Source organism: Shewanella nanhaiensis, assembly GCF_019457885.1.
Taxonomy (GTDB): Bacteria; Pseudomonadota; Gammaproteobacteria; order Enterobacterales; family Shewanellaceae; genus Shewanella; species Shewanella nanhaiensis.
This window is the reverse complement of the sequence record NZ_JAHZST010000016.1, coordinates 53440-78678: the sequence shown is the minus strand read 5'-3', so window position 1 is coordinate 78678 and position 25239 is coordinate 53440. Positions and strand designations below refer to the sequence as shown.

At 45.0% G+C, this 25239-nt stretch carries 22 protein-coding genes; 16 read left to right on the top strand and 6 right to left on the bottom strand.

The genetic code is table 11. The features are described from left to right. Positions 1 to 119: 119 nt before the first annotated feature. The 4 genes from K0625_RS18900 (at position 120) to K0625_RS18885 (ending at position 4558) form a co-directional block, all read left to right on the top strand. Positions 120 to 758, top strand: a complete 639-nt coding sequence (locus K0625_RS18900) for an ERCC4 domain-containing protein (RefSeq protein WP_220111111.1) — start codon at positions 120 to 122, stop codon at positions 756 to 758. 141 nt (positions 759 to 899) lie between these two features. Next, entirely contained in the window at positions 900 to 3503 is a 2604-nt protein-coding gene (locus K0625_RS18895) for a hypothetical protein (RefSeq protein WP_220111110.1), read from the top strand. Further along, on the top strand, positions 3475 to 3771 hold the full coding sequence (locus tag K0625_RS18890; RefSeq protein ID WP_220111109.1) for a hypothetical protein: 297 nt from the start codon (positions 3475 to 3477) through the stop codon (positions 3769 to 3771). Before K0625_RS18895 ends, K0625_RS18890 begins: the two co-directional genes overlap by 29 nt. 94 nt (positions 3772 to 3865) lie before the next feature. Beyond that, entirely contained in the window at positions 3866 to 4558 is a 693-nt protein-coding gene (locus K0625_RS18885) for an SOS response-associated peptidase family protein (protein ID WP_220111108.1), read from the top strand. A gap of 11 nt (positions 4559 to 4569) precedes the next feature. Here K0625_RS18885 and K0625_RS18880 read toward each other — a convergent pair whose 3' ends face one another. The 3 genes from K0625_RS18880 to K0625_RS18870 all read right to left on the bottom strand — a co-directional run bounded on the left by K0625_RS18880 (position 4570) and on the right by K0625_RS18870 (position 7719). Continuing rightward, complete coding sequence (locus tag K0625_RS18880; RefSeq protein ID WP_220111107.1) at positions 4570 to 5637, bottom strand: phosphotransferase enzyme family protein; 1068 nt, start codon at positions 5635 to 5637, stop codon at positions 4570 to 4572. Further along, complete coding sequence (locus K0625_RS18875; protein WP_220111106.1) at positions 5630 to 6589, bottom strand: NTP transferase domain-containing protein; 960 nt, start codon at positions 6587 to 6589, stop codon at positions 5630 to 5632. The genes K0625_RS18880 and K0625_RS18875 overlap by 8 nt, the downstream gene beginning before the upstream one ends. An 86-nt stretch (positions 6590 to 6675) precedes the next feature. Then, on the bottom strand, positions 6676 to 7719 hold the full coding sequence (locus K0625_RS18870; protein ID WP_220111105.1) for a DUF805 domain-containing protein: 1044 nt from the start codon (positions 7717 to 7719) through the stop codon (positions 6676 to 6678). A 326-nt stretch (positions 7720 to 8045) separates the two neighbouring features. Here K0625_RS18870 and gmk point away from each other — a divergent pair, with 326 nt between their 5' ends. The 6 genes from gmk to K0625_RS18840 all read left to right on the top strand — a co-directional run bounded on the left by gmk (position 8046) and on the right by K0625_RS18840 (position 13478). Continuing rightward, positions 8046 to 8669, top strand: coding sequence for a guanylate kinase (gene gmk, locus K0625_RS18865; RefSeq protein ID WP_220111104.1), 624 nt, complete (start codon positions 8046 to 8048; stop codon positions 8667 to 8669). Between the two features lie 56 nt (positions 8670 to 8725). After that, a complete protein-coding gene (gene rpoZ, locus K0625_RS18860) occupies positions 8726 to 9010 on the top strand; it encodes a DNA-directed RNA polymerase subunit omega (RefSeq protein WP_012327157.1) in 285 nt (94 codons plus the stop codon). Between the two features lie 13 nt (positions 9011 to 9023). Then, positions 9024 to 11135, top strand: a complete 2112-nt coding sequence (gene spoT / locus K0625_RS18855) for a bifunctional GTP diphosphokinase/guanosine-3',5'-bis pyrophosphate 3'-pyrophosphohydrolase (protein WP_220111103.1) — start codon at positions 9024 to 9026, stop codon at positions 11133 to 11135. A 21-nt stretch (positions 11136 to 11156) separates the two neighbouring features. Then, on the top strand, positions 11157 to 11540 hold the full coding sequence (locus tag K0625_RS18850) for a RidA family protein (protein WP_220111102.1): 384 nt from the start codon (positions 11157 to 11159) through the stop codon (positions 11538 to 11540). A gap of 75 nt (positions 11541 to 11615) precedes the next feature. Then, positions 11616 to 12317 carry a tRNA (guanosine(18)-2'-O)-methyltransferase TrmH gene (gene trmH, locus K0625_RS18845; protein WP_220111101.1) on the top strand — a complete coding sequence of 234 codons (702 nt, stop codon included), beginning with the start codon at positions 11616 to 11618 and terminating at the stop codon, positions 12315 to 12317. Between the two features lie 549 nt (positions 12318 to 12866). Then, the gene (locus tag K0625_RS18840) at positions 12867 to 13478 is read left to right on the top strand and encodes a hypothetical protein (RefSeq protein ID WP_220111100.1); all 612 of its coding nucleotides are present in this window, start codon (positions 12867 to 12869) and stop codon (positions 13476 to 13478) included. Positions 13479 to 13542: 64 nt separating this feature from the next. Here the strand turns inward: K0625_RS18840 and K0625_RS18835 are convergent, their stop codons facing one another. The 3 genes from K0625_RS18835 to K0625_RS18825 all read right to left on the bottom strand — a co-directional run bounded on the left by K0625_RS18835 (position 13543) and on the right by K0625_RS18825 (position 17226). Then, positions 13543 to 14103, bottom strand: a complete 561-nt coding sequence (locus tag K0625_RS18835; RefSeq protein ID WP_220111099.1) for a hypothetical protein — start codon at positions 14101 to 14103, stop codon at positions 13543 to 13545. Between the two features lie 117 nt (positions 14104 to 14220). Then, positions 14221 to 14775: a hypothetical protein gene (locus tag K0625_RS18830; protein ID WP_220111098.1), complete on the bottom strand. Its 555-nt coding sequence runs from the start codon at positions 14773 to 14775 to the stop codon at positions 14221 to 14223. A 771-nt stretch (positions 14776 to 15546) separates the two neighbouring features. Then, entirely contained in the window at positions 15547 to 17226 is a 1680-nt protein-coding gene (locus tag K0625_RS18825; RefSeq protein ID WP_220111097.1) for a serine hydrolase domain-containing protein, read from the bottom strand. A gap of 316 nt (positions 17227 to 17542) precedes the next feature. Here K0625_RS18825 and K0625_RS18820 point away from each other — a divergent pair, with 316 nt between their 5' ends. From K0625_RS18820 to recG, 6 genes are all read left to right on the top strand, one after another. Next, positions 17543 to 19198: an AMP-binding protein gene (locus K0625_RS18820; RefSeq protein WP_220111096.1), complete on the top strand. Its 1656-nt coding sequence runs from the start codon at positions 17543 to 17545 to the stop codon at positions 19196 to 19198. A gap of 179 nt (positions 19199 to 19377) precedes the next feature. Further along, positions 19378 to 20310, top strand: coding sequence for a calcium/sodium antiporter (locus tag K0625_RS18815; RefSeq protein ID WP_220111095.1), 933 nt, complete (start codon positions 19378 to 19380; stop codon positions 20308 to 20310). Positions 20311 to 20494: 184 nt separating this feature from the next. Then, positions 20495 to 21175, top strand: coding sequence for a tetratricopeptide repeat protein (locus K0625_RS18810; RefSeq protein ID WP_220111094.1), 681 nt, complete (start codon positions 20495 to 20497; stop codon positions 21173 to 21175). Positions 21176 to 21239: 64 nt separating this feature from the next. Then, a complete protein-coding gene (locus K0625_RS18805; RefSeq protein ID WP_220111093.1) occupies positions 21240 to 22340 on the top strand; it encodes a sensor histidine kinase in 1101 nt (366 codons plus the stop codon). Then, positions 22337 to 22933, top strand: a complete 597-nt coding sequence (locus K0625_RS18800) for a response regulator transcription factor (protein ID WP_220111092.1) — start codon at positions 22337 to 22339, stop codon at positions 22931 to 22933. Before K0625_RS18805 ends, K0625_RS18800 begins: the two co-directional genes overlap by 4 nt. Positions 22934 to 23070: 137 nt before the next feature. Beyond that, complete coding sequence (gene recG, locus K0625_RS18795; protein WP_220111091.1) at positions 23071 to 25146, top strand: ATP-dependent DNA helicase RecG; 2076 nt, start codon at positions 23071 to 23073, stop codon at positions 25144 to 25146. Positions 25147 to 25239 lie beyond the last annotated feature (93 nt).

Here is a 25239-nt window from a genome sequence, read left to right as displayed (position 1 = left end):
TTTTATTAATCTCTTACTGCAGTACCACTATATGTCGTGATACAAATGGTAGAACATATGCATTGAGTTATATTGAGCTAAACTCAATAGTACCTAAAGGATTGATAAAGGTATTCAGGATGAATAGCCCTCTAATTGAGATCGTCTATGACGATCGTGAACACGCTGATCTGCTACTTGAAGAACTAACCCTACACACAGATGCCCGCTTAACGAAGAAAAGGCTAACTCTTGGGGATTATCAGATCAATAACTGGCTTATTGAACGAAAAACATTGCCAGAACTTGTGGTTTCACTCTGTAGTGGCCAATTATTTTCACAGATTTCAAGGCTATCTGAATGTGACTTTAATACTGCACTGCTTATTGAAGGTTCCTCACAAGATATTGCAACTTATGATATTACAAGGGAAGCATTAATCGGTGCTATCTGCTCCATTTCAATTAACTTCAACATGCCTATCTTGCGCAGCTTATCCCAAACTGAATCGGCTAAGATTCTCTACTTTTGCGCCACCCAGTTAAACAATAGAGAAACAGGAGTTATCTCTACAGGCAGAAAACCTAAACGCCAAAAAAACCGGCAGTTGTTCATACTCCAAAGCCTACCTCAAGTAGGGCCTAAATTAGCGAAAAGACTCTTAAGTCATTTTGACAGTATCGAGGCGATATTCACAGCACCAGTAGAGGAACTCATCAAGGTCGAAGGTATAGGCCAAGAGAAAGCTCGAACAATACGTGAAATATTAACCTTATGATCAACAAAATTGATACGCCATTAGTTTTATACCGATCACATATGCTGAAACACCTTCCTATCAAAAAGTTTTTGGCACAAATCTTAGCTAACTTCTACGCTTAAAAAGCCAATATCCCATCAAGATCAATGGAGCGATTTGATGAATACCAAACACTTACTTTTCCTAGCATTTCCCCTTCTAGCTCTTAGCGCCTGCGGGGGGAGTGACAGTAATGACACCACACCACCGCCAGAGCCGACACCAGAGCCCACTCAGATTGTGATGAGTGGTAAAGTCGCCGACGGCTACCTTGTGGGAGCCAAGGTCTGCCTAGATCTGAATGAAAACAAACTATGTGATGATGGAGAGCCTAGCGCGATCAGCAGTGCAGGTGGCGACTTCTCAATTACTGATGCGACGCAAGAGCAGATAGACAGCTTCCCACTTTTGGTAGAGGTAACAGCTGGAGTGGTCGATGAAGACACTGGTGAGGCTATCACCCAACCTTACACTATGACAGCCCCAGTGGGTTATGAGTTCGTCAGCCCTTTGACCACTATGGTTCAAAACGAAGTTGAGCAGGGTAGTGAGCTAACTGAAGCAGAAACCAACTTACAAGCCCTTCTAGGCACCAGTTTAGAACTCAGTCAAGACTATGTTGCCCAGCAGCTTAATAATGAACTCGAGGAAGATGTCCAGAGCGAGTATGAGCGTCTCCATCAAGTCGCACAGGTAACCGCCCTGCTTATCGCTACCAATTTGGAGGCGATTCAAACAGCGGCTGATGATGCGGGCATTACGACCGATGATATGGTTGGACTGATTGTCGATCAGATCATTGAGGCCCTAGATGAGATAGTCACTGAGGTTGAGTTTGTAAACGAGCAGGGTGGGGAATTTGATCCCAGTGATGTTGTCGAGTCAGAAACTGTTACCGATGCGAGCACGGTATCGACGGATGATCTCGAAGGCCAAGTGCAAATCCGTGATACTGAAGCGACTGCGGCAGCCGCAAACTTAACCGAGCTTGTTAGTGGCGATGGGATAAACTTCTTCGATGATGGCTATTATGACAACATGCTACACCTTTCATATGGCACCTTAACCTATGATGCTGGTACCGAAACAAGCTCCGAAACACTCTTCGAGCTAATTAACGGTGAGTTTGTCGAAGAGACAGAGATGAGTGATGAAGATGACCTTATCCTCACTGAGTCAGGCTGGGTAGCCAGCAATGATAACTTCATCATTAGCTCACTCAATGATGACGGCAGTATTACCTTAGTCAATTCAGAACTACCGATACTGAGCGAGCTTATCTTCGCCGAGCAGATCTCCGTCACCGACCTTAAAATTAAACTCTTTCTATCGGAACAAGCAGACACAGATGTCTGGCATAAAATCATACCTGAAACAGTCACCTTTAGCGCCGAAGCGGAGGCTTTCGAGTTAAGTTTCAGCAACATTAATGATGTCTACTCTATCTTCAATTGGGATGACTGCTTAGAGGATGACCTATTTGAAGGTATGTGTAACAGTGTTTGGGCACATACAGCTGACAGCGAAATAGATGGCCCAGCAACGACATTAAATAGCCTGATCTCAGCCAGCGCATCTGATGGCATGGTCAATAATATTGTCGGCCCTCATGTCGGCTGGGATGGCAGTCGCTCTATCATCGCCGAAATGGTCGAAGGTGGCGCTGTTAACTACTACAAAATTGAGTGGCAAGCACAAAGTGACTCAGGCGAAGTCAGCAGTGTCGCCTCCCTATTTGCCACGGGGACCTGGCGTGATGAAACCGTTATGGAGCAAAGATTGCTCCTATTAGCATTGCCTGAAAGTGTGCGCAATTTTGGTGACAATGATGATGGCGATATGGGAGAGCTACTATTCGCCGAATATGAGGGGGCAGTCAGACGAGGCGAGTTTATCGCAGCAGGTCTAGTATCCGATGATGACGAGTGGGTGTTTAACCTCACCGCTAAAAATGACATTTTAGAGAATCTAGATCTAACCTTACTCGACAATGTGATGCCACCAGAGCCTGACAACAGTGACTTTGTCTGCCGTGATGGCGATTCAGATTGGGATGAAGAAACCGACCAACCTAAAGAGGGCACCACACGTTCATACAGTGAATACCTCGCCCTCGTCGCCAACTGTAGAGATGGCGAACCTCAGCTGTTTAATACCGAGATGTTAGCGGGTAACAAGCTCAAATCTTTTGATTCAGATGGCGAGATAGAAACAATTCTGACATTCAACGCTGATGGTACTGGTAGCCATACGGATAATGACACAGAAGAGCCTATGGTTGAGGATTATCAATGGACGGTCAATGACACAGGAGAGATAGTTATTGAAATTGGTAACTCTGCAGGTACCAATGATACTAGGGCAGTCATCAGTCTAATTAAGCAAGATGGCGATCATTTCTCAGTCAAAGGCTTTCTTGAAGAGAGTGACTGGAGCCCCATGGACGGCACGGTAGGTGAAGTCTGGAGCGAAAAGTTGAAGTTATTCCCCCTTCCAGAACCTGATACTAGTCTCTTTGTATGTGATGAGGGTGACTCAACTTGGAATGATGAAACCGATCAGCCTGTTACTGAAACCTTAGCGTCACTTACTGAGTATCAAGCCTTAGTCACAAGCTGTCGTGATGGCAGCGAAGCTTCATTTAATACCGATATGTTAAGCGGTAAGCAGTTAAAGAGTTTCGACTCAGACGGCAATGTTGAGACAATATTACTCCTTATATAGTGGTGGCAGTGGCACATTAACGGAAACGGATGAGGGTGAAACCACAGTCGAAGAGCTGACTTGGGAAATAAATTCTATTGGTGAACTTATCATAGATGTCCCCAACACTAACGGCACTAGCGATCTTAGCGTTGTGATAAGCCTCATCGCTCAAGATGGCGATCATCTCTCGGTTAAAGGTTTTACCGAAGAGCCTGAATGGTCGCAAATGGACGGCACTGCTGGAGAGGTATGGAGTGACAGTATGAAGTTATTTACCCCTTCCTAGCCATTCCTAGTCATCCCTGAAAAGCTTACTAGCCCGTACTCAGTGCGGGCTTTTTTATGTTACTGTTTCATTTTTTACGATTCTTGGAGCCTTTATGTGTGGCCGACTCAATATGATCGACGATCTGTTTATGCGCACATTGCTGCAAGACTTAAGCGTATCAAATCCCAACGAGATGCTCTTCGATCGCTTTAAAATGCCCACCAATGAAATAAGCATCGTCAGAGAAGTTAACGGGATCAGACAGCTACAAACCGCAACTTGGTGGTTACTTCAGGATATGGGATATGCAGGCTTTAAACCCAGTAAATACACCTCATTTAATACCCGTTATGACAAGCTTAATCAGCTCGGCTCAGCTGGGTATATTCCCTTCCGTGAAAGCAGGTGCATTGTTATTGCCAAAGGCTTTGGAGAAACAGAAAAGCGAGTGAATACTGTAGAGTATTATGATTTTATCGCTCAAGACTCAGCGATCACACTAGGGGGACTATTTCAAGAGTGGCAACACCCTAAAACTGGTGAGCATAAGATCTCATGCTCTATTATCACCAACCCGCCTCACCCAGATATGCAAGCTTTTCACAGTAAAGCGAGTCCCTTGATATTACCGCAATCCACTTCTGTTCGTGATGCCTGGTTAGATCCTAACAATCATCAGGTCGATATGTTCGAGCACTTACTAACACCCGCACTTAGGCATAACTTTTTAGTTCAACAAATTGAAAAACCGAGCCTTTATAAAGTCATAGGTGAAGCACAACAGCTTCACCCATATGATGCTTAGCTTAAGGAGGGCTAATTAAAATACTGTGTTAATGCCTGCTCTTGGGCCAATAAGCTTTGATACAAGGTAAACTGATTAGCAGCACGTTCAAGATTATGATTTTCATGGTGGATATGAAAATATACATCACCATTAAGGTGATCCGTTAAGAAACGAACCCCAATCATTAGACAGATAACTCGAGCGCCTAACCAAAGACTTCTCTTCTCATCTTCACTGAGCACTGAGCCCAACTCACTCAAATATCCACGACAGATAGCAGCGAAGATAGACTCTCGCACATGTACCTTATCCAGTGCCTTAGAGTCCTCCTCTTCCGGTGAGGTAAAGGTTCGCACCATATCACCGAAATCATACATCAAGTGACCCTTCATGCAGGTATCGAGATCAATAATCGCCAAGCTACTCATATCTCGCTTGTCATACAGCATATTGTTGATCTTAGTGTCATTGTGGCAGGTTCTTAGCGGCAAGCTCGGCGAGATCTCGGCTAACTCTTGCAAAAGCGATTGCTGAGCAAACACCATATCAACCCAATCACTACAGGTATCTAATCGTTTATGTGTATCTTTGCTAACCGCCAACTCTAATTGAGCGATACGTCCTGGCAGGTGATGAAATTGAGGAATAACATCTTCAAGTACAGTAGCATCAAGATCGCTCAAGGCTGAAGAGAAATGGCCAAAAGCCTTAGCGGCTGCAAACGCCTCCTCCTCATTGGTTACCACTTCAATACTATGACTATAAGGCAGGTAGTTAATTGCGCGCCAAAAACCATGCTCTTTAAGATCGACAGCTAACGCTTCATCTTGAGTTCGCAGTGGCTCAACGACTTTTAACTGGTACTCATCACTCTCACATTTTTGTGTAAGATGCGCCGCAATTTTATGTGCGTTCTCTACTAGAGCATTAGGAGTCTTAAAAACATCAGTGTTGATCTTCTGCAGTACCAGCTCGCCTGAACCCCAACGAACCAAAAAAGTTTCATTAATATGTCCATTACCTAACGGAGACACACTTGCGTCCAAGGCTGGGACGCCAAAATGCGGCAGTACTAACTGCCTAACAAAATCAATCACTAATAACTCCATTACTCTTATTATTTAATAGCTTAGACAGTTTCTGTCTTACCCACACTGCATCCTGAGGGTAGGTCACACCAAACCAAGGCTCCTGAGCCGTCTTAACCCTGACACGCTTAGCGTCAGGTAAATTATTTATTAATGCCACTTTAGACATACTATGCTGAACCACATCTGGGAGAAAGCACTCAGATTTAGCTTCCTGACCATAAACGGAAATAAACTGTATTAATTCCGCTTCAATCGCTAAAAATATATCTTGGGTGAATCCCCAGCAGGTCATAGAGACAGGCACTGAAGGCGACAAAACTCCCCGCTCTCCTTTAGAGGTTCCAACTAACCCCTCATCAGAGCCCTGACGAATATCTGTCCATTCGGCGACACTTTGAAGTAGCCCCTCCTTGACTAAGCATACGCCTCGATTAACGCCACCATGCTCAGAGAGAGTCAAGCCAAGAGGGTAAGCAACCAGCATCCAATCCTCTTTTGACTCATTCAATCCAGATGCAAGCAGCTCAAAAGCCGTATCACCATAATAATCATCGGCATTAATTACCGCCATTCGACCTTTGACTTTCTTACGCGCACTCCAAAGTGCATGCGCCGTTCCCCAAGGCTTTTCCCTATGGTTAACATTGGAAATATGAGCTAATGCAGCCTCCGGTAGATCGTCCATAGCCTGATAACAAAAATCATGGCTAAAGCCTGCATCAAGCTTATCATTTAAGCTACCATTAAAAAGCGCTTCGATATCAGACTCGAGCTCAGGCCTTATCACTAACACTACGCCAGAGAAACCAGCTCGACAAGCGGATACAATAGCGAGCTCCAACATAGTTTCGTCATTAGGTCCTAGCGCCGCTAGCTGTTTATCACCGCCAAAACGACTGCCTAACCCCGCAGCCATAATTACTAAAGTCAGCGCTTCATTTTCACAATCTGTTGTCATTCACTTAAATCATCATTATCAGTCAAAACATGACTGTGGCTCGCATTGAGCCGTGCAGTCTAAAGAGAAAACCTTGCTTTATCCAGTTATAAATAGGGGATAAATGCATCGCTTTTTGATAAGGCAGACTGGCTTCCCTTCAAACTGAATTCATAGCCACACAACTTAACCTCTCCTCTCAATGCAATATCGGTAATAATCTTCCCAGTATCGAGGGGAGTAAAGCGCGCTTCAATGCTGGTATCAGGCATCATCTCAACAATAATAGGGCGATATTCACTGCCGTTATTAAACACTAAGTTAGCACAGCTTCTGTCTCCCTCAGCAGTGGCCAAAGACCAGATAGGGCCTGGATTATCAGCCTCGCCCAGCCAGCGCATAATAAGTAACTTATCCTCTAACACTAAGCTAAAGCCATCGGGCAATGTTACCTCATCACGCTCAACTGAATTTTGAGCTTGCACTTCAACTAATTCAGGCTCTAGAGGGGCCTCATCAGAGCTACCCAATATTGACCATAGACTGCTCAACACCATCAGAAAAAGAGCAACACCAAGCACAGCTGTTAACAGTTTCTGGTTTTGCTTAGCCCAAGTAAGCCAAAGCTCGAATGTCGCCCTGCTCTTTTGGGGCGAAGCATATTCCGCTTCATGGTAGCTTACTTGCTCCTGCTCCTCTCCCTCGTCAGCCCCACCTCCTAAGGTGGGCTCGACTCTGGAGCGACTTCGCTCCCTACGCGGTTCAACTAGAGGGCCAGAGTAGCCCTGTTGGTAAATTCCACTGTGGTTCTTAGCTTTTTGAATCGATAAAAAACCCGTCATTAAACCAGCTATCACGCCACAGGTCAGCGACGCCATAGCACTACCACTGTAGGCCAAAGAGAGAGAGAAAAACATAAATGGGAGCAAGGTAAGCACCGCAAACCAACTTGGACGCTCGATATCCCTAACCCGTCTTAATGCACTCAAACCTAGTAAAGGGGCAAGTAGCAGAGCTAAAAATATCAACGCCCCACCGCCACCTATCAACATAAACCCCAAGAGCAAAGTGAGATAAAGTGAGCCGCTTATGACTGAGAATCTCTGCCAGTTATCCCGGCCTTTTATACAAAAAAGAGACTTATACTGCATTAAATTCAACACCTAAGAGTTAGTTCACGGAGAAAGGCACTAATACCAGCCTCCCCAGTAAATAGCGACTTAACCATTAGCGCAGGGGGAGCATTACTGACACACCTTAACTGAAGATAAATTTCAGCTGACAACAGCCTAACGAATTTACCCGCCAAAGTCAGTGCCAGCATAAGATATCCTCCCTAAAGAGCGCCATAATCTCTGCCAAGAAGGCAAAATAGCGCAACAGAGACTAGGCCAAAGAGACACTGACTTGTATAATGTCTGTACCCAATGACGGGTGAACCTAAATCTTTTTGTTTTAGCTTTTGGATACTTTGCAAATGACCGCACGCGGAAACCTATTTATCGTATCGGCGCCAAGTGGCGCGGGTAAATCATCACTCATCTCCGGACTGCTAAAAGACAAGCCGGCAGATAAGCAGGTATCGGTTTCTCATACGACCCGACAACCGCGTCCTGGTGAAGTTAATGGCCAACATTACCACTTTGTCAGCGTTGAAGAGTTTAAGGCGTTAATTGCCGAAAATGCCTTTTTCGAATGGGCAGAGGTGTTCGGTAACTATTATGGTACCTCACGTAAAGTCATTGAACAGACACTAGAGCAAGGTATCGATGTGTTCCTCGATATTGACTGGCAAGGGGCTCAGCAGGTAAAGAAAGTGATGCCAGAAGCGATCGGCATCTTCATTCTTCCTCCATCAAAAGCTGAGCTTGAGAGACGCTTAACTGGCCGCGGCCAAGATAGCGCAGAGGTGATTGCTGGGCGCATGGCTCAAGCGGCTTCTGAGATATCTCACTATGATGAGTATGATTTCATCATTATTAACGATGATTTTGATACCGCACTTGGTGATTTTATCGCTATAATTCGCAGTCAGCGCTTAACTCGCGCTGGTCAAATTCATACTCACAATGATATGCTTAATGATCTATTGGCAGAATAACTGTCTTAGTGTACAATTTTGCGTCATTTTTTCATCCTAACACTGGAGTTCCATACATGGCTCGCGTAACTGTAGAAGACGCCGTAGAACAAATCGGCAACCGTTTTGATATGATCCTGGTTGCAGCGCGTCGTGCTCGCCAAATCGCCGTGCAGGGCAAAGACCCTATGGTTGAAGAAGAGAACGACAAGCCAACGGTTATCGCTTTACGCGAAATCGAACTTGGTTTAGTCACAGCAGATACTCTGGACGCAGATGAGCGCCAGACTGTTCGTGAACGTGAGGCGGCTGAAATAGCTGCTGTTGCTGCGATTGCTGAAGGTCGTAACAACGTAATCTAAGGAGTATTACCACTTGTATCTGTTTGAAGGTCTCAAGGAGTCTGCATCAGGGTATTTAGAACCTGATCAGGTAGAATTACTCAAGCAGGCCTATCAGGTGGCGCGTGATGCCCATGAAGGTCAAATGCGCACAAGTGGTGAACCTTATATCACACACCCGGTTGCGGTCGCCCGTATCCTGGCCGATATGCGTCTCGATCATGAGACGCTTATGGCTGCTCTCCTGCACGACACCATCGAAGACACCCCAGTCACCAAAGAGGAACTCGCTGAGTTATTCAGTGAATCCATCGCCGAACTGGTTGAGGGCGTCTCAAAACTCGATAAGCTAAAATTCCGCGATAAGAAAGAGGCCCAAGCCGAAAACTTCCGCAAAATGATGATGGCCATGACCCAAGATATTCGGGTTATCCTTATCAAACTAGCCGATCGTACCCACAATATGCGCACCCTTGGGGCTTTAAGGCCTGACAAGCGTCGTCGTATAGCGCGGGAAACTTTAGAAATTTACGCCCCGATTGCCAACCGTCTCGGTATTCATAACATCAAGACCGAGCTCGAAGACCTAGGTTTCCAAGCCTACTACCCAATGCGTTATCGCGTACTCAAAGAGGTAGTAAAGGCCGCACGCGGCAATCGTAAAGAGCTTATTCAAAGTATTGAGGCAGCAGTTCACACTCGCCTCGAAGACACTAAGATCCCAGGTACAGTGAAAGGCCGTGAGAAAAACCTCTACTCCATCTATAACAAGATGTGCAGTAAGGAGCTACAGTTCCAAGAGGTCATGGATATCTACGCGTTTCGCGTCATCGTGGACTCCATCGATACCTGCTACCGAGTCTTAGGGGCAATGCATGCCCTATACAAACCTCGTCCAGGTCGATTTAAAGATTATATTGCTATCCCAAAAGCCAACGGCTATCAGTCACTCCATACCTCACTGTTTGGACCTCACGGCGTTCCTGTTGAGATCCAGATCCGTACCGAAGATATGGATCAGATGGCAGATAAAGGGGTTGCAGCCCACTGGATCTACAAAAAAGGCAGCTCAGCGGAGCAGGGCACGACGACACAAGTTCGTGCACGTAAGTGGATGCAGAGCCTGCTTGAACTGCAGCAAAGCGCCAGTACCTCATTTGAGTTTGTTGAAAACTTTAAGACTGAGCTTTTCCCAGAAGAGATCTACGTGTTCACCCCTGAGGGTCGAATTTTAGAACTTCCTGTTGGCGCAACACCCGTCGATTTTGCTTACGAAGTGCATACAGACGTAGGTAATACCTGTGTTGGCGCACGAGTCAATCGTCAAGCATACCCACTTAGTCAGCCTCTAATCTCAGGTCAAACCGTTGAAATTATTACGGCTAAAGGCGCTCGTCCCAATGCGGCGTGGCTAAACTTTGTAGTCACAGGTAAGGCTCGCGCTAAGATACGTCAACTACTGAAAAGTTTGAAAGAGGATGACGCAGTCATCTTAGGTAAACGCCTACTGAATCATGCGTTAGGTGATACCAAGTTAGATATGATCGCACCCGAGCAGATTGAGAAAGTCGTCAGTGACACTAAGCACGACACACTCGAAGAGCTGCTCGTCGACATAGGTCTAGGTAATGCCATGAGCATAGTGATTGCCCAACGACTAAAAGGCGATCAGGAGCAGATCGAGCCCCATGAGCATAAAGAATCTAACATGATGCCGATCCGCGGTGCAGAGGGGATGCTAGTCACATTTGCCAACTGCTGCCGCCCAATCCCAGGTGATGCTGTTATCGCCCATGTGAGTCCAGGTAAAGGCTTGGTTGTTCATATGGAGAGCTGCGCGAATATTCGTGGCTATCAAGGTGAGCCAGATAAATATATTCCTGTGCAGTGGGATAACGCCGAAGGTGTTGAGTTCCAAGCTAACTTGCGAGTTGAGATTGTGAACCATCAAGGTGCACTGGCCAAGATCACCTCGATTGTGGCTGCCGAAGGTGCCAATATTCATAACCTAAGCACAGAGGAGCGAGACGGTAGAGTCTTCCTCATCAATTTACGAATCTCGGTCACTGATCGAATTCATTTAGCCAACGTGATGCGCCGTATCAGGGTACTGCCTGAAGTATTACGTACATCCCGTAATCGATAATCAAATATAAGAGAGAGAGTTATGGCGAACAAAAGCATCATAGCAACCGATAAGGCACCACAGGCGATCGGCACCTATTCTCAAGCGGTTAAAGTTGGCAGCACCGTCTACCTTTCGGGTCAGATCCCGCTGGATCCTGCAAGCATGCAGATAGTAAGCGATGAGTTTAATGCCCAAGTTGTTCAGGTTTTCGAAAACTTAACAGCAGTATGTGAAGCGGCTGGCGGCTCACTCAATGATATCGTCAAGCTCAATATTTTTATGACAGATCTCAGTAACTTCGCTACCGTAAATGAGATAATGGAACGTTACTTTAACCAACCTTTTCCGGCACGTGCCGCCATTGGTGTAAAGCAACTTCCAAAAGACTCTTTAGTAGAGATGGATGGAGTCATGGAGCTCTAACCTCCCCACTCCTACATACTTTTGGGCGCTACGGCGCCCTTTTCTATTTTTTACTCTTTAGCAAAAGATAACACCATGAGCCCTGAACGTTTTGCCCGCATCAATAAGATGCTAGATAACCGCCAACCCGATCTCACTCTCTGTCTCGATAAAGTTCACAAGACGAATAATATCGCTGCCGTTATCCGCACAGCAGACGCTGTAGGCGTTCATCAAATACATGCAGTCTGGCCAGATATTGAGATGCGAGTATCAGGCAACACAGCCTCAGGCAGCCAGCAGTGGGTCAAAACCATCAAGCACTACCATATGGATGATGCCCAACAGGCCTTTCGCGCCCAAAATATGCAGGTTCTAGCCACCACATTTTCAGAAACAGCAGTGGATTTTCGCGAGATAGATTACACTCGCCCAACCGCCATCATCTTAGGCAATGAGCGTGATGGAGTCAGTCAAGAGGGGATTGCAGCGGCAGATCAGCACATCATTATCCCTATGATAGGCATGGTACAGTCACTCAATGTCTCAGTTGCTTCGGCGCTGGTGATGTATGAAGCCCAAAGGCAGAGAGCCGCAGCTGGCATGTATGGTACGCGCAAGCTAGATGAGGCTTATTGCCAGAAGATGTTATTCGAGCAAGGCCACCCTATCTACGCCAAGGCGTGTCGACGTAAAAGCATCCCCTATCCAGCAGTCGATATGGAAGGCCAGATTGTCGCTAGTGATGAGTGGTGGGAGAGAATGCGTGCACCAGAGGTTCATTCACTTGTCGAATAACAAGTTTCGAGTATCTTTGTGGTTGGTTTCATTGGGCTGATTTGGTACTTGGCTGTGTGCAGCATACCAATATTGAACTGTTATCTACCGCCTGCCCGGCGAGGGATGTGCAAACACTTCTGCGGGACGCTATAAATATATCCCTATACGCTCTGCGGTTTCATCCTTGAAACCGAAGCCCACAGCCGCGTTTACACTTGCTTATTTGTCTCTTCGACTTGACTTCGAGTGACCAAACACGTTTTTGGACAAAAGTTTGCTAGAGTAAAATCCCTTTAAGTGATGAGAGTTATTAGGGAAAGTATGGCAAGCGGGTATGCGGTAACGCCTGCAATAAAGTGTGCCCTACATAACGAACAAAGCACACCGAACTTCATACCTAAACCGCCGAGTGTAAAGCATTGCCTTGTTAGCAACCAATCTCATTGGCAATCAAACATGCCGATTGTACACGCGTCCACTTTTGCAATTTGTTAGCTACATCACGCCTAATTACTTGAAAAAATGCAATATTGACCACATGTATTAGTAACAGATAAGGAATCAGTAATGTTCCAAAAACAAAGTTTAGAAAAAATGCAGATTATGCTGCTTACCGACTTAGATATGAACGTAATGATGGACCTTCTTTCAGGATCAAGTGTTTACACACAGCATGTAGAACAAAATACCATCAAAACAGCAAAGTCTATTGAGAATGACCAAACCCTGACTGAAGATCAAAAGCAAATTCAGCTAGAGTTTTTAAGTGATGACATAAACTATGCTCAAGAGGCTCAAGAGTTAGCTGAAGAGCTGGCTATTATTGGGCTTTATAAAACCATTGAGGTTCGAATCGCTAAAGCCGCTAAAGCCTCGAAGTTATTCAGCAATAAAAAAATTAATGAGCTTTATATTACAGATAAACTTACTGAACACTTTAATGCTATTGGAATTGACGTTGAGTCCATTTTACACTTCGATAAGTTCAAAGAACTCAAATTACTGAATAATTGCCTTAAGCATTCAGGTGAAGTCAATCAAACCTTAGCGGATTTAGAACCTTCTAAATGGACCAAGGGAGAAAAGATTACTAAATTTGCAACTCACTTCTACTATTTATTAGAACCCAATATGATGTTCTTAAATAATTTAGGCTCAGAATTACGTTCGAAACTATAATCATAAACTCGTACAGCGATCAATTTGTTGTGCGAGCAGTATACTCCGCTGGCTACGTTATTAGTTATGCTTTTAGCAAACCGAGGATAAATGCAACCAAAAATGTAAACGTCCCTAGTGCCACTAGACCTGCAATTACTTTTACTGATGTACTACACCATTCTTTTTTATATTTTTGATCTAGCCCTAAAATGAACTTTAAAGTGCCAGTCTCGTTTTCATTAAACACAACAAGAAAAATATGGTTAACAGCGGTAGCCAGTAGAACTGATAAAAGAATAAGGGATAAAGCTAAAAGATAGGTTTCGTTATGGAAAAAATATGCTGAGGAAAAACCAAAAACAGCCATAGCTAATTCAGAAAATTGCTTTGAACTTGAATACATAAAGTTAAGAAATTTGCTTTCATTTGGCCTATTTTCATAAAAGACAGATGCTATAAATAGAGCGATTAGTGCCAGTAACACAGACAAAGCGACACCTGCTTGAAAAGATGTTACTGACATATTATCCGAATTTAAAAGCGTTTCAGGCCAGAAGTATTGAGCTATATAGCCAATACCGAGCCACCAAAACGCAGGTAAAGGATTAATCAACTTAAAATTATTTACTGCTTTTGAAAACATCTACTATTTCCTACTCGTTTAAAAACATAACACCCAATAATCGGCACGTAAATAGTTGACTAGACATACGAAAAAAGAGCGCCGCGAACTGTTTCGCGTCCGTTATTTATTGGCTTGTTATGTGAAATTACACTCCGAGCATAATCTCTCTGCTTCAGCTAGTTGTATGTTTGGAAACAGTGCAGTTAGACCTTCAGGTGTTGCCAGACTCAACTTACCAAAATGAGCCTTTATTTTTGTTCCCGCATCGTAAACGTCATCCGAAAGCTTATTTACTAAATCCCAGGCTTCTAAATAGAATGGACAATTTGGTTGTTGTGCATGGTTCGTAAATGCTTTTGACATTTCTACTGAAAAATGAACCGCAAATCCTTCCTCAAGGTAGTTAGTGTAGCCTTCGATAGGGTCTAATAAGTGAACCGTCTCATGAGCTAGCTCATAAAGAGTTGTAGGCCAATATTTACGAGCTGCATTACTTAAGGATGCAAAAGCACCATCTAAATTAGGTGTATTGACTATGTTCGGTCTATCACCATCAAACACTGGCTGATAAATTTTCTTATCATTCGCAACAGCGCCTAAGCGCACCTCACATTCATGTTTTAAAAAACACTGTAACGCCCAAAGAGAAGCCGCGTCATCTTCAGCATTAATATTTGAGAATACGTACATATCTACCTTTTCACATATGTATAGTGCGCACGCGCGTATATTTGACAAAACGCGCATGCCCATTTAGCAAACCTATTATTTAAGCTTTGCTAAAGTAAAGCCATTGATTTATAAGCACTCTATCAGAGTAGTGCTGAATAAACGAGCACGAAAGTTGCAAAGTAAGCATTGATATTGATGTTTTATCGAAAGTAATCAGTAACAGTCATTTATCGATTAGTAAAAGTAGGTCTGCAGGCTTGTTACTTAATCTGTGAGATTAACGCCTGAAACTGATAAAGGGGCATAAGTGAGTTACGAAGCTACAGCAATGAAATCAAATCGAGGAGATACTCTTGCTTAGAATCAACAAGTGTAGATACGGCTGCGAGCTTCCAAAACAGGGTGAGGTATCATGAAGTGATACTCTTCGAACGAGAGACTGGGATGTCGAACTGGCACTTTAACAGGGAGGTTATTGGTTTTGGTAGAGCCCACAGGGCAGAAAATGTTCCAGACATTTTTCTGCATTTCCACCATCCATGGCGGTCAGATGTGCTTACGGCGTCTCGTAGAAGTGTCTGCACATTCCCCCGCAGGAGGCGATAGACAACCATGAAGATATAAGCTTCAATACACTTGCAAATACCAACTAATCCAAAACCTTCAAACTGGCTCCTGAAACTAGTTCAGGAATAAACAAAAGACTGGTATATCCTTTAAAGTTTAGTAAGGAGCGTGAAGTTCACGCAACTTGCTATGCCTGTCCATGTTTATCTTCTTTGAGATCGACTATTTAGCCAATATTTTTTCAAATTGAACATGTTTAACTCGGTTTGAGGAGAGCTTGAAGCCAGTGATTGTGTCCTCGGAATCTCTTTCTATATTGATGACACCAAGGCTGCGGCTGACAAGCATGTCTCGCTGTGGTGCATCGAGTTTAGAAACTTGCCTGTTACCGATGTAAAGTTGTAGCTCACCGTCAATAACCTTGATCTGATAATTAACCATGAGCGCTTCACTGTAAAAACGTCCCGTAAATTGGGCTAGTTGCTCCTTGGTGTAATTGGCAGGCATGTACTGATCGCATATAAAAGGCTCCCGACCATTTACCGAGACTGACATCTGTCTGCTTTTAGGCATAAAAGTGATGATGACGTTAGCTGAAACCCCCATTAACTTAAACTGGGTTTCTGAAAGAGGCGCTAAGTCATATTCTCGTTTGGGAGCTGGTGATAATTTTAACTTTCCCTCTTTAATATACACATGACGTGAATCGTTTCTGTCTCCGCTCCAGTAGTGACCAGGAAGACCTTTTAACTGCTCAGCGTTGAGCTCAATAAACTCTAGCTCACTGCCGACCTCCTTTTTGAAGTGCTGACTTAAATACAGATCGGCAACTTGATGTGCTAAGCCTGTCGAGTAAGCATCTTCTCGATTCGCAAGGACTATGACTGAAAGTTTTTGCTCTGGAAATCTAATCAGGTTCGACTTAAAACCGCCAAACCACCCAGCATGGTCTATCTGTTTAAGCCCTTTATAATCACTTATACGTAGTCCTGAAGCATACTCAAGTGACGCACCATTATTGAGCTTCCCAACTGTAGTCATCATTTCCCAGAAGCTTTTATCGAACACTTTTTGTTGATAAAACTCATCATCCCACTTTTTCAGATCTTCAATGGTAGTCAAAATGCCGCCATCGCCAATGAGATCTAATGTTGACATGTTAATTTCGAACTCAGATCCAGAGAAGGGGGTATATCCATAGGCTTTATTTTTCACAATACGGTTATGATTATTATGAAACAGGGTACTGCTCATCTTCAGCGGCTTAAAAATTTCGTTGTCGGCAAATGTGGCCATTGAGGCTCCCGTTACCTTTTGCACTATTTGCCCAAGCAACCAATAGCCTGAATTACTGTATAAAAACTCCTCCCCTGGGGTGAAATTAAGTGATGGTTGAGCGGTTAGCCACCCCATGACCTCTGCGTCATCATAGTAATCATCTTTTCTGAAACCTTTTAATTCTTTAAGGTTAAAAAGATCTCTCACTCCACTAGTGTGGTGGAGTAGATCTCTTATGGTGATCTCTTTTGCATAATCTGGAAACTCAGGAAAGAAAGAGTAGAGCGAGTCGTTTAAACTCAATTTTTGTTGCTGAACTAACAAAATAATCGTGGCAGCGGTGAACTGTTTTGAGGTGGATGCAATTCTAAATACCGTGGCTGGAGTATTGGGGACAGAGTGCTCGATATTGGCTAAGCCATACCCTTTACTGAAAATCAGTTTCCCCTCTTTAATTACTGCTACTGTACCGCCAGGCTGGTCAACTTGCTCCCATTCGGAAAAAATACTATCAATCTCCTGCTGACTAGGCTCAGCAACAGTGCTTTTAGCAAGAGCATTTTGGGAAAAGGCACAGATAGCTGTACATATATAAACGAGAATTAACGATTTGATTTTTAGCAACTTAAACTCCATTTTAAAATCACATATACCCTTTTAGTCCACTGTATTCTATTTTTGTTCAAAATACTTGCAATCTAAACCTCCATAGCAAACTTTAACTACCCAGCCCAATAGCAATAAAGATACAAGTTAACAGATAGAAAATGCACTCAGCCTTCATTTAAAGGTTTATCTCATTTTGTATCGATTCCCGTCACAATTATTCAAATCATTTGTCATAGATCACATTTTTCGCCATACTCAAAGCGGCTAATCAATAAAAACTAAAATCAACAACATTTCCTTTGAAAGTAACTAATTAATCATGGAGTCGCTGATGGAATCGACAATGAAAACCCCTGTTGAGATGCTATCCCAGTGGGTCGACAAACAGGGTGATAAAACCTATCTTAGGCAACCCATCAACGGCCAATATCAAGACTTTACTTGGCGAGATGTGCAGCAGCAGATGCAGAAGATTGCAGGGGCGCTAAGGCATTTAGGCCTAGAACCCGGTGATAAAGTCGCAGTGCTTTCGAAGAACTGCGCCGAATGGTTTATTACAGATCTTGCCCTCATGCATGGCGGCTACATCAGTGTCCCTATCTATCCAACCGCCAACGCCGACACAATTCGCTATGTGCTTGAACACAGCGAAGCCAAAGCCATCTTTATCGGTAAGTTAGATTACTGGGCCGATCAGGAAGCGGGCGTCGGTGGTGATATTCTCAGAATGGCGATGCCCTATGAGACAATGCCGGCGCAATACTCTTGGCAGAGTTTGCTTAAACTAGGCCAACCATTGATTGATGTCCCCTTTGCAACACCAGAGCAGATCATGACCTTAATTTATACCTCAGGGTCAACGGGTAAGCCTAAAGGCGCCATACAGACATTTGCTAGCTATGGCTGGACCTGTAACGCAGTTGTACGCGATCTTAAAACTGATGTCGAAGACAGACTCATCTCCTATCTGCCACTCGCTCATATTACCGAGCGTGTCGCGATGGAGGGCTCCTCTTTCTATTCAGGCAGCAGCGTGGCCTTTGTCGAGAGCCTAGATAGCTTCGTTGCCGATGTGCAGCGTGCAAGGCCAACGGTATTCTTCTCGGTGCCACGTCTCTGGAGTCTGTTCCAGAAAAACATTATCGATAAAATTGGCTACGATAAGCTAAATTTCCTACTTAAGCTGCCCATCATCAGTGGCATAGTGAAGCGGAAAATTCATGCGGGTTTAGGCCTTGAACATTGTCGTCTGCTCGGTTCTGGCTCTGCGCCTATCCCACCTTCATTGATCGCTTGGTACCACAAAATTGGTCTCAACATCAGTGAAGCCTGGGGCATGACAGAGAACAGTGCCTACTCCATTATCAACTACCCTTTCGATGCCAGCAAAATTGGCACCGTAGGTCGAGCCGTTGAGGGGAGTTTTATCAAGCAAGCCGAAAGTGGTGAGCTATTGGTAAAAAGCCCAGGCTTGATGACGGGATACTATAAACAAGATGAGGTTACCGCAGCATCATTCGATGAAGAGGGCTTTTTCCGCACAGGCGATCTCTGCTCAATCGATGCCGATGGTTGCGTCTCTATCACTGGGCGAGTAAAAGATAACTTTAAGACCTCCAAAGGTAAGTATGTTGCCCCCGTGCCTATCGAGCGCAAACTGGCCCAAGATCCGCATATCGAACTGTTATGTGTTATCGGCTCCGGCCTGCCCCACCCTATTGCACTGGTGCAACTCTCCGAAGGCGCAAGGCTTCAGCCCAGAGAGGAGGTTCGCAGCTCACTTAAGGCTACCCTTGAGAGTATCAACCCTAACCTCGAGTCCCATGAAACGGTCGACGCCATTATCGTTGTCACTGAGCCTTGGGACGTGGACAACGATATACTCACGCCCACACTGAAGATTAAGCGCCATGTTTTAGAGAAAAAATTCAGTGATACTGTCGATGGTATTCGTGGCGGCAAGGTCCGTTGGGAGGAGGAGCTCTAGGCTCTAGCAAGTCGTTAATTTTAAAGCACGCTTCGAGCGTGCTTTCTTTTTTCGCTTATTAACAATATACCTTAATTAATTAAGATTAATGCTGGCTCAGCTAAAGTTTATTGCCTTGTTATCAAAAATCCTTAAGCTAGCGTATCCCAAATTCTATCCTGCTTAAAGATGAACCAAATATGTTAATTTTACTCGCTATTGTCGGTGGCTTTGTCATCCTAACTTTAGGAGCAGAAGCCCTAGTTCGTGGTGCTAGCGCTATCGCCCTAAAGCTTGGGATCGCCCCACTTATCATTGGCTTAACTATTGTCGCTTTCGGTACAAGTGCACCAGAATTGGCTGTTAGCTTAAAATCGGCAATTGCTGGTAATAGTGGTATTGCACTGGGTAATGTCATAGGTTCAAACATCGCCAACATTGGCCTAATTTTAGCCATTACAGCTTTGATCCGTCCAATACAGGTTCAATCTCAAATGGTTAAGCGTGATATCCCGATTATGATCGCAGCCTCGATGCTGTTCTGGGGTCTTCTGCTCGATGGCCAGCTCAGCTTCTGGGACGGCGCATTACTGACAACACTGCTAGTGTGTTACCTCAGCTTTAGTTACTTCAGTAGTAAAAACAGCGATGATGGTGAGGAGCTAGATACTAGCCCACAACACCCTATGCTATCGGTACTGTTCATCATAGCCGGTATTAGCATGTTAGTTGGCGGAGGCATACTCTTTGTCGATGGCGCTGTAGACTTAGCAAAAACCTTTGGGATCAGCGAAGTGATCATCGGCTTAACGATTGTGGCTATCGGCACTAGTATGCCTGAGCTTGTCACCTCGATTGTTGCGGCCCGTAAGGGAGAAAGTGATATCGCCATAGGCAATATCGTTGGCTCTAACTTGTTTAACATTTTAGGTATATTGGGTATTACCGCCCTTATCCACCCAATTGCAGCGGCAGGCATTCAAGACTTTGATCTGCTTGTTATGTTGCTACTGGCACTAATAGTCCTTCCCTTTGCCTGGACCGGATTTAGAATTGGCCGACGTGAAGGCGGGATCCTTTTACTGGGCTATGTAGCCTATATCGGCTATTTGATCTCCCAAGCCTCTGCTTAAAAGCTACTGCTAGTGCGAAACTATAAAGCCATCGACATACCGATGGCTTTTTTGTTGAAGTGGTTTTGAGTATACCAATTGCATCGAAAGTGACATTTGTCATACCGATCTCATGACCTTTGTATCTGCAATAAAACCTCGCCTATCTCCATAATTGTTCTGTACCCAACAAAAGGAGATTGACATGAAAGCATCCATTCTTATCGCTGGCATTGCTCTACTACCTAGCCTAACTCACGCTAACGAGATCCCAGCTATTGATGAAGCTTCAAACACCATGAATATGGCGGCACTGCAAAACCTCAGTCAGCAGACGCAAAATTATGACAGAGCCTATGCTAATTACCGTTTAGCCATTACCGCTAACATACTCGGTCAAGGTGAAATCGCTATAAACGCACTAACATCGGCGCAAGCCACACTAGAGAACCTAGACCAAGCCGATGCTGAGAACTTAGCCCTACTCGCTTCAGTTTACGGTATGCAGATTGCGCTTGATAGTAGTCGTGGCGCGAGTTTAGGACCTAAAATTGGCCAAGCACTTGCACAAGCTCAGTTATTGGATCCCACCAATCCCCGTGTTGTACTAGTGCAGGCGATATCCGCCTTCAACACACCGGTTAGTTTTGGTGGTAGTATGAAAAAAGCAATGGAATTAAGCAGTAAAGCGATAGCACTTTATGAGACTCCCTGTGATGAGATCTGTTGGGGTCACGCTGAAGCTTACACTTGGCGTGGACTGGCAAAACAGAGCACAGGAGATAGTCAAGGCGCGATCGCCGATTGGCAAGCGGCAGTAGAAGTACAAGCTGATTACGGCTGGGCAAACTTTCTACTTAAACAAAATCAAATCGCCGCCAATTAATAATAACGATTAACACCGCTAAGGCGGTGTTAATTGCATCCAGCTAAGTGATCCGGACAAAACAATGAACAATACAGATACCGCCTCAACAACGACTCAAACCAGCGAAGATAAACTGTCTTGGGTCTACCTGATCAATCTGGTTTTCTACCTTATTCCGCTTATCCTCGGTAACATGCAAGTCTGGGAGATAGGCGTAAGCCTGCTAACCTTAATCCCCTTTGTCTACTGCTACTTTTGGGCATATCGCAGCCCAAGAGACAAGGCTCACACTCCAATTTTAGTGATGATAGCCTTAGGTGTATTAATTACGCCAATCAACACAGGCTCCTTATCCCTGTTTACTTTTGCGGGCTTTTTTATCGGTTTCTACTATCCACTTAAGACCGCTATTCTCAGCTTCTTCGCCCTAGTAGCAGTCCTCGGGGCACTCAACTTATACATAGGGATAGAGCACTACTATTTTGTGACTTATGGCAGCTTACTCATCGCGGGCGTGGGCCTATTTGGCGTTGTGGAGCGAAAACGGGTTGAAGCCAAGTGCCAAGAGCAGCAAAGCCAATCAGAGATAAGCCAGTTAGCGGCCATGTTAGAGCGTGAACGAATAGCCAGAGATCTGCACGACATCATGGGCCATAACCTATCCAGCATCTCCCTTAAGGCTGAATTAGCCCAGAAACTGCTGGACAAAGATCAACAAGTTCAAGCTCAGGAACAACTCAAGGAGTTAAACCAAATAGCCAGAGAGAGCCTAAGTCAAATACGCCAAACCGTATCTGGCTATAAACATAAGGGGCTAACATCTAGCGTGATGCTTCTCTGTCAAACCCTTAGAGATAAAGGACTCAGCGTGAGTCTTGAGGGAGATATCCCACAGTTCAAAGCCGCACTGGAAACACAGGTGATCTTAAGTTTAACCGAGCTTTGCAATAATATCATTCGCCACAGTCAGGCCGATCTCTGCTCCATCGGTTTCAGTGAATCCGCAACAGATGTCACCCTAGAGGTTATCGATAACGGCAAGCTTAAGCAGCTCAAAGAGGGTAACGGATTAAGTGGGATCAGAGAGAGACTGTCTGAATTTCATGGCCGTTTAGATTACGCTCTAACACAGGAGTGTCGTTTCAGCATCATATTGCCCAAACAAGGAAACCTAATCGAATGAGGATATTACTGGCAGAAGATCAAGCTATGGTAAGAGGCGCACTGGCGGCTTTGCTCAGCTTAGATGGCGAGTTTGAAGTGACTCAAGCCTGCGATGGCGATCAAGCGCTATCGCTATTAAAGACGCAAGCCTTTGATCTACTGCTAACCGATATTGAGATGCCCAGTTTAACCGGATTGGAGTTGGCTCAGTGGTGCCAGCAACAAGACAGTACTATCAAGGTGATTATTCTCACTACCTTTGGCAGAGCGGGATACATTAAACGCGCGATCGAGTACGGTGCAGGTGGCTTCCTGCTCAAAGATGCTCCTTCGGAGAGTTTGATACAGGGGATCAAGCAGGTCATGGCCGGTAAACGCGTTATCGACCCTGAACTGGCCATTATGGCCGTCGGTGAAAACGATCCTCTCAGCGATAAAGAGCGCAAAGCACTTCGCTTGGCCAGCGAAGGCAAAACCACCTCGGAGATAGCCTCGCTGCTGTTTATCGCCGAAGGCACTGTGCGCAACTACCTCAGTGAGGCCACCAGCAAACTTCATGGTTCCAATCGCATTGATGCAGCACGTATTGCCAAACAGAAAGGTTGGCTATAACCTCAAGCAGACTAATACCAATCAGTATAAGAAGTGCTTAAGATTGCCATCATCCATTTATCTGATAGTATATGTATATAAATACAGTGTTTGAGTATTCGTTTTAGTTCATGCTCAACAATAAAATGGTATAGGCCTTGAATAGACTCGATCTTGTTCCTGTCACTGAACTTAATGGTGTTGCCAAGAAGATGGCAGAGCGCTTAGCTAAGCTCGGCATCAATACAGTACAAGATCTCCTGTTTCACCTGCCACTACGATATGAAGATCGCACTCAGATCTATCCCATCGCCTCACTTTATCCCGGAAGCTACGGCACCATAGAAGCCGTGATCCAATCAAGCCAGATAGTCCAAGGTCGCAAACGCATGATGACCTGTACAGTGCGTGATGATACAGGCTCAATGGTACTGAGGTTTTTTAACTTCTCCATGGCTCAGAAAAACGGTCTGCAAAATGGCACTCGTATTCGTGCCTATGGTGAGATCCGCCGTGGAAAACAGCAACCAGAGATCATACATCCAGAATACAAGCTGGTCAGTGAATATGACTCTGCAGCCCTCAGTGATACCTTAACCCCAGTGTATCCAACAACCGAGGGACTAAAACAAGCAAGCTGGATCAAGTTAACCGATCAAGCCCTGTCTCTGCTGGAGAATGGCGGTCTACAGGAGCTACTTCCACCCCAGCTTCAACCCAATAATTTAAGTCTGAAAGAGGCCCTGCAACTTCTGCATCGCCCCCACACTGGCGTTGCCCTGTTTGAACTTGAGCAGGGAAACCACCCTGCACAGCAAAGACTCATTCAAGAGGAACTACTGGCCCATAACCTCAGTATGTTGAAACTAAGGCAGCGTAGTAATCAAGATAACGCTATCTCTATGCCAGCCACTGGGCAACTGCTCAACCCTTTTCTGAAAGAGCTTCCTTTTAAACCCACTGGCGCTCAGCAAAGAGTAGGTGCGGATATCTGCCGCGATCTTGAAAAACCATCACCTATGATGCGTCTTGTTCAAGGAGATGTAGGCTCAGGAAAAACCTTAGTAGCGGCACTCGCCGCACTACAGGCGATCGAAAATGGCTATCAGGTAGCCATGATGGCGCCCACTGAACTGCTTGCCGAACAGCACGCCATTAATTTCAGTCAATGGTTTGAGCCTTTAGGCCTAAAAGTTGGCTGGTTAGCGGGAAAACTTAAGGGAAAGGCAAGGGCTCAATCCCTAGCTGACATAGAAAGTGGCGATGCCCATATGGTGATCGGTACTCATGCTATCTTCCAAGATAAGGTTATCTTCAATAAGCTGGCGCTGATTATCATAGATGAGCAACACAGGTTCGGTGTTCATCAACGTTTAGGACTCAGAGAGAAAGGGATAAGCCAAGGGTTCCACCCCCATCAGCTGATCATGACCGCCACTCCTATTCCCCGCACCTTAGCGATGACAGCCTACGCTGATCTCGATACCTCAGTGATCGATGAACTGCCGCCGGGACGCACACCGGTTACAACAGTTGCCGTATCCGATGTTCGCCGCAGCGAAGTAATTGAACGTGTTAGACAAGCAGTGACCAATGATGGCAGACAAGTTTACTGGGTCTGCACCCTTATTGATGAATCAGAGGTGCTTGAGTGCCAAGCAGCGGAAGATACCGCCGCCGAGCTCTCGATTGCTTTGGCTGAGCTAAAAATAGGCTTAGTTCATGGCCGAATGAAGTCTGCTGAAAAACAGGCTGTGATGGCCGAATTTAAAGCCGGAAACCTTAACTTACTGGTGGCAACAACCGTTATCGAAGTGGGCGTAGATGTGCCAAATGCCAGCTTGATGATAATAGAGAACCCAGAGCGACTTGGGCTCGCGCAGCTCCACCAGCTAAGAGGCCGTGTCGGTCGAGGCTCTATCGCCAGCCACTGTCTACTCATGTATAAAGCCCCTCTGTCTCAGATGGCCACAAAGCGTCTAGGTGTACTCAGGCAGAGCAATGATGGCTTTATTATCGCGCAGAAAGATCTTGAGATAAGAGGTCCAGGCGAAGTGCTCGGTACTAAACAAACTGGGGTGGCAGATATGAAAATTGCCGATCTGATCCGCGACCAATCACTCATCCCCCATATTCAAAAGCTAGCCGTTCATGTGATGGAGCAAGCTCCCGACAATGTCGATGGCATAGTGCAGCGTTGGCTTGGGGAGCGAGAGCAGTACGTACAGGCCTAAATATCTGAAATAAAAGATACCTTAGGTTAATTATTTTTTAATTAGTCCAACTTAGCTAGACAAGGGCGTTGATTATTGCACAATGGTGACTAG